General features: G+C 57.9%; 17 protein-coding genes. All 17 read right to left on the reverse strand.

What is annotated here, in order from left to right:
- Nucleotides 1–44: 44 nt before the first annotated feature.
- The gene (atpD, locus tag HU725_RS22780; RefSeq protein WP_060477641.1) at nucleotides 45–1,421 is read right to left on the reverse strand and encodes a F0F1 ATP synthase subunit beta; all 1,377 of its coding nucleotides are present in this window, start codon (nucleotides 1,419–1,421) and stop codon (nucleotides 45–47) included.
- A gap of 27 nt (nucleotides 1,422–1,448) precedes the next feature.
- Entirely contained in the window at nucleotides 1,449–2,309 is an 861-nt protein-coding gene (gene atpG, locus HU725_RS22785; RefSeq protein ID WP_054893005.1) for a F0F1 ATP synthase subunit gamma, read from the reverse strand.
- 48 nt (nucleotides 2,310–2,357) lie between these two features.
- Nucleotides 2,358–3,902 carry a F0F1 ATP synthase subunit alpha gene (gene atpA / locus HU725_RS22790; protein ID WP_186476117.1) on the reverse strand — a complete coding sequence of 515 codons (1,545 nt, stop codon included), beginning with the start codon at nucleotides 3,900–3,902 and terminating at the stop codon, nucleotides 2,358–2,360.
- 21 nt (nucleotides 3,903–3,923) lie between these two features.
- Nucleotides 3,924–4,460, reverse strand: a complete 537-nt coding sequence (locus HU725_RS22795; protein WP_060477643.1) for a F0F1 ATP synthase subunit delta — start codon at nucleotides 4,458–4,460, stop codon at nucleotides 3,924–3,926.
- 12 nt (nucleotides 4,461–4,472) lie between these two features.
- On the reverse strand, nucleotides 4,473–4,943 hold the full coding sequence (locus tag HU725_RS22800; RefSeq protein ID WP_003253189.1) for a F0F1 ATP synthase subunit B: 471 nt from the start codon (nucleotides 4,941–4,943) through the stop codon (nucleotides 4,473–4,475).
- Between the two features lie 56 nt (nucleotides 4,944–4,999).
- Complete coding sequence (gene atpE, locus HU725_RS22805) at nucleotides 5,000–5,257, reverse strand: F0F1 ATP synthase subunit C (protein WP_003097235.1); 258 nt, start codon at nucleotides 5,255–5,257, stop codon at nucleotides 5,000–5,002.
- 144 nt (nucleotides 5,258–5,401) lie between these two features.
- On the reverse strand, nucleotides 5,402–6,271 hold the full coding sequence (gene atpB, locus HU725_RS22810; RefSeq protein WP_186476116.1) for a F0F1 ATP synthase subunit A: 870 nt from the start codon (nucleotides 6,269–6,271) through the stop codon (nucleotides 5,402–5,404).
- A gap of 16 nt (nucleotides 6,272–6,287) precedes the next feature.
- Entirely contained in the window at nucleotides 6,288–6,695 is a 408-nt protein-coding gene (locus HU725_RS22815; RefSeq protein WP_008092225.1) for a F0F1 ATP synthase subunit I, read from the reverse strand.
- Nucleotides 6,696–6,844: 149 nt separating this feature from the next.
- Nucleotides 6,845–7,717, reverse strand: coding sequence for a ParB/RepB/Spo0J family partition protein (locus tag HU725_RS22820; protein WP_186476115.1), 873 nt, complete (start codon nucleotides 7,715–7,717; stop codon nucleotides 6,845–6,847).
- Nucleotides 7,718–7,726: 9 nt separating this feature from the next.
- Entirely contained in the window at nucleotides 7,727–8,518 is a 792-nt protein-coding gene (locus HU725_RS22825; protein WP_060477646.1) for a ParA family protein, read from the reverse strand.
- Nucleotides 8,519–8,536: 18 nt separating this feature from the next.
- Nucleotides 8,537–9,187: a 16S rRNA (guanine(527)-N(7))-methyltransferase RsmG gene (rsmG, locus tag HU725_RS22830; RefSeq protein WP_186476114.1), complete on the reverse strand. Its 651-nt coding sequence runs from the start codon at nucleotides 9,185–9,187 to the stop codon at nucleotides 8,537–8,539.
- Entirely contained in the window at nucleotides 9,184–11,076 is a 1,893-nt protein-coding gene (gene mnmG / locus HU725_RS22835) for a tRNA uridine-5-carboxymethylaminomethyl(34) synthesis enzyme MnmG (RefSeq protein WP_186476113.1), read from the reverse strand. The genes rsmG and mnmG overlap by 4 nt, the downstream gene beginning before the upstream one ends.
- Nucleotides 11,077–11,632: 556 nt before the next feature.
- Nucleotides 11,633–13,003 carry a tRNA uridine-5-carboxymethylaminomethyl(34) synthesis GTPase MnmE gene (gene mnmE, locus HU725_RS22840; RefSeq protein WP_186476112.1) on the reverse strand — a complete coding sequence of 457 codons (1,371 nt, stop codon included), beginning with the start codon at nucleotides 13,001–13,003 and terminating at the stop codon, nucleotides 11,633–11,635.
- A gap of 86 nt (nucleotides 13,004–13,089) precedes the next feature.
- Complete coding sequence (gene yidC, locus HU725_RS22845; RefSeq protein ID WP_060477650.1) at nucleotides 13,090–14,766, reverse strand: membrane protein insertase YidC; 1,677 nt, start codon at nucleotides 14,764–14,766, stop codon at nucleotides 13,090–13,092.
- Nucleotides 14,767–14,768: 2 nt separating this feature from the next.
- Nucleotides 14,769–15,014 carry a membrane protein insertion efficiency factor YidD gene (yidD, locus tag HU725_RS22850; protein WP_081016618.1) on the reverse strand — a complete coding sequence of 82 codons (246 nt, stop codon included), beginning with the start codon at nucleotides 15,012–15,014 and terminating at the stop codon, nucleotides 14,769–14,771.
- Nucleotides 15,007–15,411 carry a ribonuclease P protein component gene (rnpA, locus tag HU725_RS22855; RefSeq protein WP_081016619.1) on the reverse strand — a complete coding sequence of 135 codons (405 nt, stop codon included), beginning with the start codon at nucleotides 15,409–15,411 and terminating at the stop codon, nucleotides 15,007–15,009. The genes yidD and rnpA overlap by 8 nt, the downstream gene beginning before the upstream one ends.
- Nucleotides 15,412–15,424: 13 nt before the next feature.
- Nucleotides 15,425–15,559: a 50S ribosomal protein L34 gene (gene rpmH / locus HU725_RS22860; RefSeq protein ID WP_003253163.1), complete on the reverse strand. Its 135-nt coding sequence runs from the start codon at nucleotides 15,557–15,559 to the stop codon at nucleotides 15,425–15,427.
- Between the last annotated feature and the right edge of the window lie 582 nt (nucleotides 15,560–16,141).

Here is a 16,141-nt window from a genome sequence, read left to right on the forward strand (position 1 = left end):
CTGCTTGCCTCAACCTGATTAGCGCCCCTTGCGGGGCGCCGGGATTACAGTTTCTTGGCTTTCTCGATCGCTTCGTCGATGCTGCCGACCATGTAGAACGCTTGTTCTGGCAGGTGGTCGTAGTCACCTTTGAGGATGCCGCTGAAGCCAGCGATGGTGTCTTTCAGGGAAACGTACTTGCCTGGCGAGCCGGTGAAGACCTCGGCCACGAAGAACGGCTGCGACAGGAAGCGCTGGATCTTACGAGCGCGGGCTACCAGTTGCTTGTCGGCTTCGGACAGTTCGTCCATACCCAGAATGGCGATGATGTCTTTCAGCTCTTTGTAGCGCTGCAGAACATACTGAACGCCACGAGCGGTCTCGTAGTGCTCGGTGCCGATCACGTTCGGGTCCAGCTGGCGCGAAGTCGAGTCCAGTGGGTCGACAGCTGGGTAGATACCCAGGGAGGCGATGTCACGGGACAGAACGACGGTGGCGTCCAAGTGGGCGAAGGTGGTCGCAGGCGACGGGTCGGTCAAGTCGTCCGCAGGTACGTATACGGCCTGAACGGAGGTGATCGAACCTTCCTTGGTGGAGGTGATGCGCTCTTGCAGAACGCCCATCTCTTCAGCCAGGGTCGGCTGGTAACCTACTGCCGAAGGCATACGGCCCAGCAGTGCGGATACTTCGGTACCGGCCAGGGTGTAACGATAGATGTTGTCGACGAACAGCAGAACGTCGTTACCTTCGTCACGGAACTTCTCAGCCATGGTCAGGCCGGTCAGCGCTACGCGCAGACGGTTTCCTGGTGGCTCGTTCATCTGACCGTAGACCAGCGCTACCTTGTCGAGAACATTGGAGTCCTTCATCTCGTGGTAGAAGTCGTTACCCTCACGAGTACGCTCACCCACACCAGCGAACACGGAGTAACCGCTGTGTTCCATGGCGATGTTACGGATCAGTTCCATCATGTTTACGGTCTTGCCGACACCGGCACCACCGAACAGACCAACCTTACCACCCTTGGCGAACGGGCAAACCAGGTCGATAACCTTGATGCCGGTTTCCAGCAGGTCGTTGCCGCCTGCCTGGTCAGCGAACGAAGGCGCTGGCTGGTGGATACCGCGACGCTCTTCTTCGCCGATTGGGCCGGCTTCGTCGATTGGGTTGCCCAGTACGTCCATGATGCGGCCCAGGGTGGCCTTACCAACAGGAACGGAAATGGCAGCGCCGGAGTCGACGACATCCAGACCGCGCTTGAGGCCTTCGGTCGAGCCCATCGCAATGGTACGAACCACACCGTCGCCCAGCTGCTGCTGAACTTCCAGGGTGGTTTCCGCGCCTTGTACTTTCAGCGCGTTGTAAACACTCGGTACCGCGTCACGTGGGAATTCCACGTCGATGACGGCGCCGATGATTTGAACGATACGTCCGCTACTCATAGCTGGATCCTCTGAATTTTTGAACCGTTAAACCGCGGCAGCGCCGCCGACGATTTCCGAGATCTCCTGGGTGATCGCAGCCTGACGCGCCTTGTTGTAGATCAACTGAAGCTCTTTGATCAAATCACCGGCGTTGTCTGTGGCGTTCTTCATGGCGATCATCCGGGCCGCTTGTTCAGCAGCGTTGTTCTCGACCACCGCCTGGTACACCTGCGACTCCACGTAACGCACCATCAAGCCGTCCAGCAGCTCTTTTGCGTCGGGTTCGTACAGGTAATCCCAGTGATGCTTGAGATCCTGATCCGGGGTTGCCACCAACGGTACCAATTGCTCGACCGTCGGTTTTTGGGTCATGGTGTTGATGAACTTGTTCGAAACCACCGAGAGGCGATCGATACGGCCGTCCAGGTAGGCGTCCAGCATCACTTTGACGGAGCCGATCAAGTCGTTGATCGATGGCTCTTCGCCCAGGTGGCTGATCGCGGCTACGACGTTGCCGCCAAAGATGCGGAAGAAAGTCGCACCCTTGCTGCCGATCACGCACAGGTCGATTTCCACGCCCTGTTCGCGGTTTACGCTCATGTCCTTGACCAGGGCCTTGAACAGGTTGGTGTTCAAGCCACCGCACAGACCACGGTCACTGCTCACCACGATATAACCGGCGCGCTTCACAGGGCGCTCGATCATGAACGGGTGGCGGTATTCCGGGTTGGCGTTGGCCAGATGACCGATCACCTGGCGGATACGCTCCGCGTAAGGACGGCTAGCAGCCATGCGCATTTGTGCCTTGCGCATTTTGCTGACCGCCACTTTCTCCATGGCGCTGGTAATTTTTTGCGTGCTTTTGATGCTCGCAATCTTACTGCGAATCTCTTTTGCGCCTGCCATGTATCACCTATCAGGTTAGCAAGCGGGGGCCGGAGCCCCCGCTGCGGCTTACCAGGTCTGGGTGGCCTTGAACTTCTCGATACCGGCTTTCAGGCCTGCGTCGATTTCGTCGTTGAAGTCACCCTTCACGTTGATCTTCGCCATCAGTTCGGCGTGATCACGGTTGAAGTAGGCGATCAGTGCTTGCTCGAAGCTGCCGATCTTGGAGACTTCCACGTCAGTCAGGAAACCACGCTCAGCGGCGTACAGCGACAGAGCCATGTCCGCGATGGACATTGGCGCGTACTGCTTCTGCTTCATCAGCTCGGTTACGCGCTGACCATGCTCCAGCTGCTTGCGGGTCGCTTCGTCCAGATCGGAAGCGAACTGGGCGAATGCAGCCAGTTCACGGTACTGAGCCAGTGCGGTACGAATACCACCGGACAGCTTCTTGATGATCTTGGTCTGAGCGGCACCACCTACGCGGGATACCGAAACACCGGCGTTCACTGCAGGGCGGATGCCCGAGTTGAACATGGCCGATTCCAGGAAGATCTGACCGTCGGTGATGGAAATCACGTTGGTCGGAACGAACGCGGAAACGTCGCCAGCCTGGGTTTCGATGATCGGCAGGGCAGTCAGGGAACCGGTTTTGCCAGTCACTGCGCCGTTGGTGAACTTCTCGACGTACTCTTCGGAAACGCGCGACGCACGCTCCAGCAGACGGGAGTGGAGATAGAACACGTCACCTGGGTACGCTTCACGTCCTGGTGGACGGCGCAGCAGCAGGGAGATCTGACGGTACGCAACGGCCTGCTTGGACAGGTCATCGTAAACGATCAGGGCATCTTCACCGCGGTCACGGAAGAACTCGCCCATGGTGCAGCCGGCGTATGGCGCCAGGAACTGCAGCGCGGCGGATTCCGAAGCACTGGCAACGACCACGATGGTGTTGGCCAGGGCGCCGGTTTCTTCCAGCTTGCGAACGATGTTGGCAACGGTGGAACGCTTCTGGCCGACAGCAACATAAACGCAGAAAATACCGGAGTCTTTCTGGTTGATGATGGCGTCGATGGCCATGGCGGTCTTGCCGATCTGACGGTCACCGATGATCAGCTCACGCTGGCCACGGCCGACAGGGATCATGGCGTCGACGGACTTGTAGCCAGTCTGTACAGGCTGGTCTACCGACTTACGCCAGATCACGCCTGGAGCCACTTTCTCGACTGCGTCGGTCTGGGTGTTGCCCAGAGGACCTTTGCCGTCGATCGGGTTGCCCAGGGCGTCAACGACGCGACCCAGCAGTTCCTTACCAACCGGAACTTCCAGGATACGACCGGTGCACTTGGCGCTCATGCCTTCGGCCAGGGTGTCATAGCCACCCAGGATCACTGCACCTACGGAGTCTTGCTCCAGGTTCAGGGCCATGCCGAATACGCTGCCAGGGAACTCGATCATTTCGCCGTACATGACGTCGGCCAGACCGTGGATGCGCACGATACCGTCGGAAACCGAAACGACGGTACCTTCGTTACGGGCTTGGGAGCTCACATCGAGGTTGTCGATGCGGCCCTTGATGATTTCACTAATTTCGGAAGGATTGAGTTGCTGCATTGCTCTGCTGCCCCTTCAAACTCAAGATTTCAATGCTTCGGCCAGTTTCGCGATTTTGCCGCGAACAGAGCCATCGATTACCAGGTCACCTGCGCGGATGACGACGCCGCCAATAAGGCTGGCATCCTCCGACGCGTGCAGGCGCACTTCCTGGCCTAACCGTGCACTGAGAACCTTGGCGAGTTTGTCTTGCTGTTCTTGGTCCAACGCGAAGGCACTGGTGACTTCCACGTCCACGGATTTCTCTTGCTCGGCCTTGTACAGGTCGAACAGAGCGGCAATCTCCGGCAGAAGCAGGAGACGGTCGTTTTCCGCGGCAACATGAATGAAATTCTGTGCCTGTGCATTGAACTTGTCACCGCACACGTCAATGAACGTGGCGGCCTTTTCTGCGCTCGTCAGTCGCGGGGCCTTGAGCAGGCGCTGCATGGTCTCGTCTTGCGAAACCGCAGCAGCCAGGCCGAGCATGGCTGACCAATTGGCCAGTTGCTGATGGGCCTGGGCATGCTCAAAGGCAGCCTTAGCGTAAGGTCGGGCCAACGTGGTCAGTTCTGCCATGATCGCCCTCGCTTAAATTTCAGCGGCCAGTTTGTTAACCAGCTCCGCATGCGCGTTTTGATCGATTGTGGCGCCAAGGATCTTTTCGGCACCGCCAACGGCCAGGGCACCCACTTGGGCACGCAGGGCGTCTTTAGCGCTGTTGAGTTCCTGTTCGATCTCGGCCAGAGCCTGAGCCTTCACACGGTCAGCTTCGACGCGGGCCTGTTCACGGGCTTCCTCGACAAGCTGAGCAGCGCGTTTCTTGCTTTGCTCAATGATTTCGGCTGCCTGGGCTTTAGCTTCACGCAGTTGCTGACCCGCTTTCTCTTGGGCCAGCTCCAGGTCGCGAGCTGCGCGGTTGGCAGCGTCCAAACCGTCGGCAATCTTCTTTTGGCGCTCTTGCAGGGCAGTGATGACCGGAGGCCATACATACTTCATGCAGAAGAGTACAAAAATCAGAAAAGCAACGGATTGGCCAATCAGGGTTGCATTAATGTTCACGCCAACACCTCGCTCGGTCTTAATTCATACAGCCATCAACTCGTAGTGACGAGTGATTAGCCGGCGATCTGACCAACGAACGGATTCGCGAAGGTGAAGAACAGAGCGATACCAACACCGATCATGGTTACGGCGTCGAGCAGACCGGCAACGATGAACATTTTGACCTGCAGCATCGGAACCATCTCAGGCTGACGAGCAGCGCCTTCCAGGAATTTGCCGCCCAGCAGGCCGAAACCAATGGCGGTACCCAGAGCACCCAGGCCGATCAGCAGAGCAACAGCGATAGCGGTCAGACCAACTACAGTTTCCATCTTTCCTCCCGACTTTTACGTCGTATTGGTTAGGTTTTTAGTTTGAAGCGGTAAAACAAATCGTTTGGTACAGCATGCCCTTGCGGACTTTTTAAGCCCTCCCCCCAAACAGGCGGGGAAGGCTATCAGACACGCCAGGCGGTCTTAATGGTTATCTTCGTGAGCCATCGACAGGTAGACGATGGTGAGCATCATGAAGATGAAAGCTTGCAGGGTGATGATCAGGATGTGGAACACAGCCCACGCCCACTGCAGCACGATACCCAGGCCGCTCAGCCAGAGGATGCCGGCGCCGAACATCACCGCGATCAGGATGAACACCAGCTCGCCGGCGTACATGTTGCCGAACAGACGCAGTGCCAGGGAGATCGGCTTGGCGATCAGGGTGACGAATTCCAGCAGGAAGTTGACCGGGATCAGCAGGATCTGCACGAAGATGTTCTTGCTGCCGAACGGGTGCAGGGTCAGCTCACCTATGAAGCCGCCCAGGCCCTTGACCTTGATGCTGTAGAAAATGATCAGCGCAAAGACGCAGAAGGCCATGGCCAAGGTCGCGTTCGGGTCGGTGGTCGACACGGCGCGGAACGGAATGTGCGGATCACCGGAGATCAGGATGGCCAGCTGAGGAATCCAGTCGACCGGAACCAGGTCGATGGCGTTCATCAGGAATACCCAGACGAAAATGGTCAGCGCCAGCGGGGCAATCACTGGGCTACGGCCGTGGAAGGAGTCCTTCACGCTGCCGTTGACGAAGTCCACCAGTACTTCCACGAAGTTCTGCAGGCCGCTTGGTTGGCCGGAAGTCGCCTTCTTGGCCGCCATGCGGAAGATGAACAGGAAGATCAGACCCAGCGCGACGGACCAACCCAGGGTGTCCAGGTGGAACGCCCAGAAGCCCATTGCCTTGGCTTCTGCAGCCGAATGGGCGAAGCCCCAGCTGCCGTCTGGTAGTTGACCGTAGGTCAGGTTCTGCAAGTGGTGCTGGATATAGCCCGAAGCGGTTTCTGCTGCCATGGTTGCCTCAAACGCCCTAAGGTCTCGAAAGTCTTTTATTCATCAGCAGGGGCGCGAACCAGCTGACCAAAAGGGTCAACACGAAGACGCCGAATACTGCTAACGGCGCCAGTGGCTTCACTCCTGCGAAGGTCAGTGCAAATAGCACTGCCGTCAAAATCATCTTGCCCGCCTCGCCCGCGTAAAACGACTTGACGATGGCTTGTGCCGCCCGAGCTCCGCTAAAGCGAAAAGCCTTCCAGGCGAAATACACATTGGGTAGCCAGGCAATCAAACCTCCGCAAAGGCCTGAATATCCACTGACCGCCCCTTTCCACTGCCACAACACCAAGGTTGCCAGCAGTAGTACGACGAATTGAGCCAGCAGTACCGGAAAAACCGCCCAGCGATGGAAAGGCAGGCGGTTTGGCGTGCGGATTTCCATCACAACTGCTCCTCGGAAGTCGACCAACAAGTCAGTAACGACTTGGCATAATTTGTGCCGACAAAATGCGCGCAGAGTATAGGGGTGGATTAACCCCTATTCAACTCTTGGGTAGTGATTTCCGACTGTTCGCTACAATTGCAATTGTTTCAGCGGATGTGTGCGAGCACACCTTGCAACTCGTCAAGCGAGTTATAGCGAATAACCAACTGGCCTTTGCCCTTGTTGCCATGCCGTATCTGCACGGCAGAGCCCAGGCGCTCTGCAAGCCGTTGTTCAAGGCGTGCGATGTCCGGATCAGGTTTACCCGGCTCTACCGGTTCAGGCTTGCCATTGAGCCATTGACGCACCAGTGCCTCAGTTTGGCGCACGGTGAGGCCACGTGCGACAACATGACGCGCCCCCTCTTCCTGACGATCTTCCTCAAGCCCGAGCAAAGCACGGGCATGGCCCATCTCCAGATCACCGTGGGCGAGCATGGTCTTGATCGCTTCCGGCAGCGAAATAAGCCGCAGCAGGTTGGCCACGGTCACTCGCGATTTGCCCACGGCATCAGCGACCTGTTGCTGGGTCAGTTCGAATTCCTGTTGCAGGCGCTGCAAAGCCAAGGCTTCTTCCAGCGGGTTGAGATCTTCGCGTTGAATGTTCTCGATGAGGGCCATGGCAATGGCGGCCTCGTCCGGTACTTCGCGCACCATGGCCGGGATAGTGTCCAGGCCTGCCTGCTGTGTGGCACGCCAACGGCGCTCACCAGCAATGATCTCATAGCGGCTACCGTCGATCGGGCGCACCACGATCGGCTGCATCACCCCGTGGTTGCGGATCGAGTGGGCGAGTTCTTCCAGTGCCTCGGGGTCCATGTCACGGCGTGGCTGGTACTTGCCACGCTGAATCAGTTCCACAGGCAGGTGTTGCAATTCTTTCTGGTCGATCTTCACAGCCTGCTCTTCGAGCGCGCTGACGGACGGACCACTGAGCAGTGCATCCAACCCACGTCCGAGACCTCGTTTCTTAACGGCCATGCGGATTCCTTAAGTTGTCTGTGCAGTGCGTGACTGACGGCGTTGACGGCGTACCAGTTCTCCGGCCAGGGCCAGGTAGGCCAGTGCGCCACGCGATTGCTTGTCGTAGGCCAGCGCCGGCATGCCAAAACTCGGCGCCTCGGCCAGGCGGATGTTGCGCGGAATGACAGTGTCGTACAACTGCTCGCCAAAGTGTTCCTTGAGCTGCGCCGAAACATCGTTATTCAGGCTCAGACGCGGGTCGTACATGGTCCGCAGCAGACCCTCGATCTTCAATTGCGGGTTCAACCGTGCCGCAATGCGCTTGATGTTATCCACAAGGTCGCTAAGACCTTCCAGCGCGTAATACTCGCACTGCATCGGGATGATCACGCCATCGGATGCCACCAGCGCGTTCAGCGTCAGCATCGACAGCGACGGTGGGCAGTCGATGAGGATGTAATCGTAGTTGTCACGGATAGGCGCCAGCGCGTTACGCAGACGGCTTTCTTTGACCTGCATTTCCAGCAGCACTACTTCCGCAGCGGTCAGGTCCCGGTTGGCCGGCAGCAGCTGAAAGCCACCATGCTCGGAGTAGTGCATGGCCTGGGCAAGGTCGCATTCCCCGATCAGCAGGTCATAGACCGAATGCTCGAGTTCGTGTTTGTCCACACCGCTGCCCATGGTCGCATTGCCCTGCGGATCGAGGTCGATCAGCAGCACACGACGCTTGGTCGCGGCCAGCGATGCTGCGAGATTGATACAGGTGGTGGTCTTGCCGACACCACCTTTCTGGTTCGCGATTGCGAATACCTTAGCCATTGTTGCGTGTGTTCCCAATCAAGCCTTGCGGCGCAGTATCAGCAGATGGCGCTGGCCCTGGCAACCTGGAACGGTCAGGGCCTGCTCGCTTTCCACTGTGAAGTCTGCGGGCAATGCTACCAGTTCGTCGGCAGGATGCAGCCCCTTCATTGCAAGCCATTGCGTCCCGGTGTCGCCTAGATGGCGGGTCCAGTTGGTGAAGTTGTCCATACTGCTGAAGGCGCGCGAGATGATTCCGCTGAATGGAGAGGACGGCGTAAAGGCCTCCACTCGGCTGTGGATAACCGTAAGGTTGTCCAACTTGAGCTCCATTTTGACCTGAGTCAGGAAGCGGGTCTTTTTGCCGTTGGCGTCCAGTACCGTCACACGCTTTTGCGGATGCAGGATAGCCAAGGGGATGCCAGGCATACCACCGCCACTGCCCACGTCCAGCCAGCTGTCACGTTCGCTGTGGATAAACGACATCACGCTGAGGCTGTCCAGCAGATGACGGGAAACCATCTCGTCAGGATCGCGCACGGCGGTAAGGTTGTAGGCTTTGTTCCACTTGATCAACAGGGCCAGGTAACCCAGCAGCTTTTCCTGCTGCTCGGCGCTCAACTCGACACCAAGCTGATGCGCACCTGTGGACAACTCTTCGGCATGTTGCGGGGTGACCAAGGAACTCAAGCGCTTTGCTCCAATTCGCGGCCAGCGCCGCGTTTTTTCAGATGAATCAGCAGCAGGGAAATCGCCGCCGGGGTTACCCCAGGGATGCGCGAGGCCTGGCCCAGAGTTTCAGGACGGGTCTGGCCAAGCTTGCTCTGGATCTCCTTCGACAGGCCGGAAATGCCTGTGTAGTCGATATCCACAGGCAGCCGGGTATCTTCGCTGGCGCGCAAGCGGGCGATTTCGTCCTGCTGACGGTCGATGTAACCGGCGTACTTGGTCTTGATCTCGACCTGCTCGGCCACTTGTGGATCGATAGCATCACCACCAGTAGCCTCGATCAGGCCGGCATAGTCGATCTCGGGCCGCGCCAACAGATTCAGCAGGCTGTATTCGTGAGCCAGCGGGGTACCGAACTTATCCACAATGGCTTGACCTTGTTCGGTATTCGGGCGCACCCAAGTCGATTTCAGACGTTGTTCTTCACGCTCGATGCCATCGCGCTTGGCGCAGAATGCAGCCCAACGATCATCGTCGATCAGGCCCAGCTCGCGGCCTTTCTCGGTCAGACGAAGGTCAGCGTTGTCTTCGCGCAGGATCAGCCGGTACTCGGCACGCGAAGTGAACATGCGGTACGGCTCCTGGGTGCCGAGCGTAATCAGGTCGTCCACCAGTACCCCGATGTACGCCTCGTCGCGGCGCGGGCACCAGCTGTCGCGGCCCTGCGCACGTAGTGCTGCGTTGGTACCGGCCAGCAAGCCCTGGGCACCGGCTTCTTCGTAACCGGTGGTGCCATTGATCTGGCCAGCAAAGAACAGCCCACCGATGACTTTGGTTTCGAGGCTGTACTTGAGGTCGCGGGGATCGAAGTAGTCGTACTCGATCGCGTAACCAGGGCGCACGATGTGCGCGTTTTCCATGCCGCGGATCGAGCGCACCAGCTCCAGTTGCACGTCGAATGGCAACGAGGTGGAAATGCCGTTCGGGTACAGCTCATGGGTGTTCAGGCCTTCGGGCTCGATGAACACCTGGTGGCTTTCTTTATCGGCGAAGCGGTGGATCTTGTCTTCGATCGATGGGCAATAGCGTGGGCCCACGCCCTCGATCACCCCGGAATACATTGGCGAACGGTCAAGGTTCGAGGCAATTATTTCGTGGGTGCGGCTGTTGGTGTGAGTGATCCAGCAGCTGACTTGGCGCGGATGCATCTGCGCGTTGCCCATGAAGGACATTACCGGGATCGGCGTGTCGCCCGGCTGTTCGGTCATCACCGAGAAATCCACCGAACGCCCGTCGATACGTGGAGGCGTACCGGTTTTGAGCCGGCCCACGCGCAGCGGCAGCTCGCGCATACGGTGAGCCAGGGCAATCGAAGGCGGGTCGCCGGCGCGTCCGCCGGAATGGTTCTGCAGACCAATGTGGATGAGGCCGCCCAGGAAAGTACCTGTGGTCAGCACTACGGACTCCGCGAAGAAGCGCAGGCCCATCTGTGTGACCACGCCCTTGACCTGATCCTGTTCGACGATCAGGTCATCGCAGGACTGCTGGAATATCCACAGGTTGGGCTGGTTTTCCAGAATCTCGCGTACCACCGCCTTGTAAATGGCGCGGTCGGCTTGGGCGCGGGTTGCGCGCACGGCCGGCCCTTTGCGGTTGTTCAGGATACGGAACTGGATGCCGCTCTTGTCGGTGGCCAGCGCCATGGCGCCGCCGAGCGCATCGATTTCTTTGACCAGGTGACTCTTGCCAATGCCACCGATCGCTGGGTTGCAGCTCATGTGACCGAGGGTTTCCACGTTATGGGTCAACAGCAGGGTTTTCACACCCATGCGTGCTGACGCAAGCGCAGCCTCGGTACCGGCATGGCCGCCGCCGATGACGATCACTTCAAAACGGGAAGGGAAATCCACCACGCACCTCGTGCCTGTTTTTGCGAATAGAGAAGGTAAGCAGACAAGTATAGGGACTTACCCCCCTTTAAAGAAACCATCTGAGCAAATTTTGACCAGCCTGTGGATGAGTGGCAGACAACAGAAATTAGAGAGAGAAATTTAAAAAAGCTTTGTTTTTATGTTTATTCTTATGCACAGCCTTATCTGTGGATAAAGTTCTGTAGGGCACAATCCATGTGGTTTACAGCGAAATTGAACTCTGTGGCTTACCCACCCTAAGGCCTATGGATAACGTTCAGCAGCCTGTGGATTAAATGGCTCTTTACCCACAGGCGGATTTGTCACCATGAAAAAAGCCCGTTTATCAAAAGGGCTTATGATGGGTTTTCCACAGGGCTCCTGTCATGAAATTTCTGCCTGTGGATGAATATCAGTACACCGGACTCGCCATCTCTGACGGTCGGATCAGTTGTGCACAGCCCGCTGCTACCCGCAACGATCCGACGAGTGGCCAAATCTCAGGCAAAAAAAAGCCGCTCCATGGGGAGCGGCATTGAGCTTGTCTAGCTGTGGACTATTTGCCGATGCAGAAACTGGAAAATATCCTCCCCAGCAGGTCGTCAGAACTGAACGCGCCGGTGATTTCACCCAGTGCCTGCTGCGCCTGACGCAGGTCCTCGGCCAACAGCTCACCGGCACCTGCCAGAGTCAGCTGTGCACGGCCATGCTCTAGATGCGAACTGGCTTGGCGCAGGGCATCGAGGTGGCGGCGGCGAGCGCTGAAGCCGCTTTCGGCAGTCTGTTCATAACCCATGCAGGCTTTGAGGTGGTCACGCAGCAGTTGCAGCCCCTGGTTGTCCCCCTTGGCGCTCAGGGTGATTGTCACATGGCCATCGTCAGACTGTTCCAGCCCTACTTGCTCGCCACTGAGGTCTGCCTTGTTGCGTATCAACGTGACCTTGGCCGGTTCGGGGCGCAGGTCGAGAAACTCAGGCCACAAGGCGAACGGGTCGCTGGCCTCGGGCGCGGTGGAATCAACCACCAAGAGTACTCGATCGGCCTCGCCAATAGCCTTCAACGCCCGCTCTACACCGATCTTTTCCACATGGTCATCGGTGTCGCGCAGGCCTGCCGTGTCGACCACGTGCAGCGGCATGCCGTCGATGTGGATATGTTCACGCAGAATGTCCCGTGTAGTACCGGCGATATCCGTCACGATGGCGGCCTCCCGGCCAGCCAGCTGATTGAGCAAGCTCGATTTCCCGGCGTTGGGCCGGCCGGCGATGACTACCGTCATGCCATCGCGCAGCAAGGCGCCCTGCCCAGCCTCTCGTTGTACGGTAGACAACTGGTCACGCACAGCATCGAGCATCGAAAGCACATGGCCATCGGCAAGGAAGTCGATTTCTTCCTCAGGAAAATCGATGGCAGCCTCGACGTAGATGCGCAAAGCAATTAACGCTTCGGTCAGGCCGTGCACACGTTTGGAGAACTCCCCCTGCAACGAGCGCAGCGCGTTGCGTGCAGCCTGGCTTGAGCTAGCTTCGATCAGGTCGGCAATGGCTTCAGCCTGGGCCAGGTCAAGTTTGTCATTGAGGAACGCTCGCTCGCTGAACTCCCCCGGACGCGCCAGGCGGCAACCCACTTGTACACAGCGCTGCAGCAGCATATCCAGTACCACTGGCCCACCATGGCCCTGCAGTTCGAGCACATCTTCGCCAGTGAAGGAGTTGGGCCCAGGAAAGAACAGGGCAATGCCTTCATCCAGCACCAGGCCCTCTTCATCGCGGAAAGGGCCGTAGTGTGCATGGCGTGGTGTCAGCGTGCGGCCGGTGATCAGCTGCCCGGCCTTGCCTGCCAATGGCCCGGACAGCCTGACGATCCCGACGCCTCCGCGGCCTTGGGCGGTGGCGATGGCAGCGATGGTTTCACGCACAGTGTTCATGGTCGAAAGCCTCTACGACAAATACGACAGATAGCAAAAACGCCCCCGAAGGGGCGTTTTTATTCACAGGCTAGCGCAGTAGCCCGTCAAGCAGCCGCTTTTTTGGTAGCTGCTTCGATACGGCGGGTGATGTACCACTGCTGAGTGATCGACAGGCAGTTGTTCACAACCCAGTACAGCACCAGACCAGCCGGGAACCACAGGAAGAAGAAGGTGAAGATGATCGGCATCATTTTCATCACCTTGGCCTGCATCGGATCCGGTGGAGTCGGGTTCAGACGCTGCTGGATGAACATGGTAGCGCCCATGATGATCGGCAGGATGAAGAACGGATCCTTGATCGACAGGTCGGTGATCCACAGCATCCACGGGGCCTGGCGCATTTCCACGCTTTCCAGCAGTACCCAGTACAAGGACAGGAAGACCGGCATCTGCACCAGGATCGGCAAGCAGCCGCCCAGTGGGTTGATCTTCTCTTTCTTGTACAGCTCCATCATCGCCTGGGACATCTTCTGGCGATCGTCACCGAAGCGTTCCTTCAGTGCGGCGAGCTTGGGCGCCACGGCACGCATGCGCGCCATCGAGCGGTAGCTGGCAGCCGACAGCGGGAAGAACAGGCCTTTGATGAGCATGGTCAGCACGATGATCGACCAGCCCCAGTTACCCAGCAGGCTGTGGATATGTTGCAGCAGCCAGAAGATCGGCTGGGCAATGAACCACAGGAAGCCGTAGTCGACGGTCAGTTCCAGGCCTGGGGACAACTCCTTGAGCTTGGACTGAATCTTCGGGCCGGCGTACAGCATGGCGCTGGTTTCGGCCTTGCCGCCAGCAGGAACGCTCAGAGCCGGGCCGGTGTAGCCGATGATGTAGTTGCCCTGGCTGTCCTTGCGAGTCTGGACAACGTTGTTATCCGATTTTTCAGGAATCCACGCGGTGACGAAGTAGTGCTGCAGCCAGGCGACCCAGCCACCGGACACATTTTCTTTCAAACTACCCTTGTCGATGTCCTTCATCGAAACCTTTTTGTAAGGCTCCGAGGCAGTCCACATGGCGGCGCCCAGATAGGTCGCGGTGCCGGTGGCCGTGCTCGACGACGGGTCGGAACTGGCGTCACGCTTGAGTTGGGCGAAGAAATTGCCGTTCCACGGCTGACCGCTCTGGTTGTCGATCAGGTAGCTGACGTTCAGGTCGTACTCACCGCGCTTGAAGCTGAAGCGCTTGATGTAATTGACGCCGTTATCGCTGAACTTGAGGTCGACCACCAGTTGTTGCTGGCCGTCAGCCAATTGGTAGCTCTTCTGCTCGGCCGCGTATAGCGGGCGACCGGACGAGCGAGCATCGGGACCATTGGCACCAGTCAGGCCACTTTGTGCCAGGTAGACACGCTCACCGCCGTTGTCGAACAGCTGGAACGGAATATCCGGGTGATCCTGGCGGCGTGGGTACTTGGGCAGGTTCAGCTGGACGATGTCACCACCGACCGGATCGATAGCCAGGTCCAGGACATCGGTCTTGACCCGAATCAGGTCTTTACTGACCGCGGCCGGTGCCAGTTCGGCAGGGCTGGATTCGGCATTGGCGCTTGGCACATCGGCGCTGGCGTTACCGGCCGGTACGCCGTCGGGCAACGCCGGGGCAGTAGTGCTGGCAGCAGTATTCTGAGTCGGCAGGGCAGCCTGGCCGTAGTCCTCGTTCCACTTGAGGACCATGACGTAGGACACGATTGCCAGGGCGACGATCAGGATCGTGCGTTTAATATCCATGATTACTCGGCTATCGAAGAAGTTCGGGAGGAAGGAGCGGGAGGAACGGGATCGAAACCGCCGTCGTTCCACGGATGACAACGCCCCAGGCGACGAACGGCTAGCCACCCGCCACGCAAGAGGCCATGGTTTTCAATGGCTTCCAGAGCGTAACAGGAGCAACTGGGGTAGAAACGACAGTGATTGGCCATCAGGGGGCTGATGGCGTAACGGTAAAACTGGATCGGGACGATGGCCAGTTTACGCATGTTGACTGTCTACCCCTGCGGAATTGGCATCTGCCGCTGGAGTGGGCCGGCTGCGTGCCAGACGTTTCCAGAGCTTGCCAAAGTGTTGGTGCAATTCCGGGTTTTCCATCTCACCCAATCCCTTGCGCGCGACGATCACTATATCCATGCCACCCAGTGCTTGCTGGTTGAGCCGGAAGGAATCGCGCATCAAGCGCTTGAGGCGATTGCGTTGAACGGCGAGCTTGACGCTCTTCTTGCCGATCACCAGGCCGAGGCGCGGGTGATCCAGGCCGTTCTCGCGAGCAAGGATCAGCAGGTTTTTCCCTGGAACCTTGCCGGTTGGGGAGTCGAAGACCGCTTTGAAGTGCCGGGGTGTAAGCAGTCGCTTTTCCCGACTGAAGTCCTGACTCACCACCTGTGCCGAAAAATCAAATGGCCAGACGCTTACGGCCTTTGGCACGACGACGCGACAGAACAGCGCGGCCGTTCTTGGTAGCCATACGGGCACGGAAGCCGTGGGTGCGAGCGCGCTTGATGGTGCTTGGTTGGAAAGTACGTTTCATGGCGTTGTTACCTGGGTTTGTCGACTACGGGCCGGAATGGCCCCCTTTTTAAGAGATCGGCGATTCTAGAGAAAGCAAGCCCATAGGTCAATTTCCAACCAGTCTTTCCTTATAGAAGGCACTTCTGAGAACGGGGCACCGCGAGGTTGCTCGGTAGGACGGGCGGGGACAAAATTAGAAAAAAGAAGAGAGATATAAAAAGCTTTTCTAAAGAACTTATAAATCTTAGGTGGACAACCTTCTGTGGATAACTAGCTCCACGTCAATAATCAAGAGGCTTCCAGAGATTTGAAACTTTGTCGGTAACAGGTGCTGCGCCTGTGGCAGCCATGGGTAAAGGCTGTGGATAGAATTGCCCATTATCCACAGAGGTTTTATCCACAGGTCTTAGGTCAGGGTTGTGCATAGACTTCAAGCCCGGTTATCCACAGAGCTTATTCACAACTCCGTGAAGGCGTTTTGGCCGCTAACTGACTGTTTTGTCATGGCTTGGAATGTTTCCACATGTGGATAACTGAGCGCTCGAGCGGTACAATGGCGGTTTGTTTTGGCCTTATCCGGCTTTCAACTCAGGGGATATCC

The sequence above is a fragment of the Pseudomonas promysalinigenes genome (genome assembly GCF_014269025.2).
Taxonomy (GTDB): domain Bacteria; phylum Pseudomonadota; class Gammaproteobacteria; order Pseudomonadales; family Pseudomonadaceae; genus Aquipseudomonas; species Aquipseudomonas promysalinigenes.

What these genes read in the sequence shown, in the direction of transcription:
- atpD (WP_060477641.1), bottom strand. Translation starts at nt 1,421, where the DNA reads ATGAGTAGCGGACGTATCGTTCAAATCATCGGCGCCGTCATCGACGTG.
- atpG (WP_054893005.1), bottom strand. Translation starts at nt 2,309, where the DNA reads ATGGCAGGCGCAAAAGAGATTCGCAGTAAGATTGCGAGCATCAAAAGC.
- atpA (WP_186476117.1), bottom strand. Translation starts at nt 3,902, where the DNA reads ATGCAGCAACTCAATCCTTCCGAAATTAGTGAAATCATCAAGGGCCGC.
- HU725_RS22795 (WP_060477643.1), bottom strand. Translation starts at nt 4,460, where the DNA reads ATGGCAGAACTGACCACGTTGGCCCGACCTTACGCTAAGGCTGCCTTT.
- atpE (WP_003097235.1), bottom strand. Translation starts at nt 5,257, where the DNA reads ATGGAAACTGTAGTTGGTCTGACCGCTATCGCTGTTGCTCTGCTGATC.
- atpB (WP_186476116.1), bottom strand. Translation starts at nt 6,271, where the DNA reads ATGGCAGCAGAAACCGCTTCGGGCTATATCCAGCACCACTTGCAGAAC.
- HU725_RS22815 (WP_008092225.1), bottom strand. Translation starts at nt 6,695, where the DNA reads ATGGAAATCCGCACGCCAAACCGCCTGCCTTTCCATCGCTGGGCGGTT.
- HU725_RS22820 (WP_186476115.1), bottom strand. Translation starts at nt 7,717, where the DNA reads ATGGCCGTTAAGAAACGAGGTCTCGGACGTGGGTTGGATGCACTGCTC.
- HU725_RS22825 (WP_060477646.1), bottom strand. Translation starts at nt 8,518, where the DNA reads ATGGCTAAGGTATTCGCAATCGCGAACCAGAAAGGTGGTGTCGGCAAG.
- mnmE (WP_186476112.1), bottom strand. Translation starts at nt 13,003, where the DNA reads ATGAACACTGTGCGTGAAACCATCGCTGCCATCGCCACCGCCCAAGGC.
- yidC (WP_060477650.1), bottom strand. Translation starts at nt 14,766, where the DNA reads ATGGATATTAAACGCACGATCCTGATCGTCGCCCTGGCAATCGTGTCC.
- yidD (WP_081016618.1), bottom strand. Translation starts at nt 15,014, where the DNA reads ATGCGTAAACTGGCCATCGTCCCGATCCAGTTTTACCGTTACGCCATC.
- rpmH (WP_003253163.1), bottom strand. Translation starts at nt 15,559, where the DNA reads ATGAAACGTACTTTCCAACCAAGCACCATCAAGCGCGCTCGCACCCAC.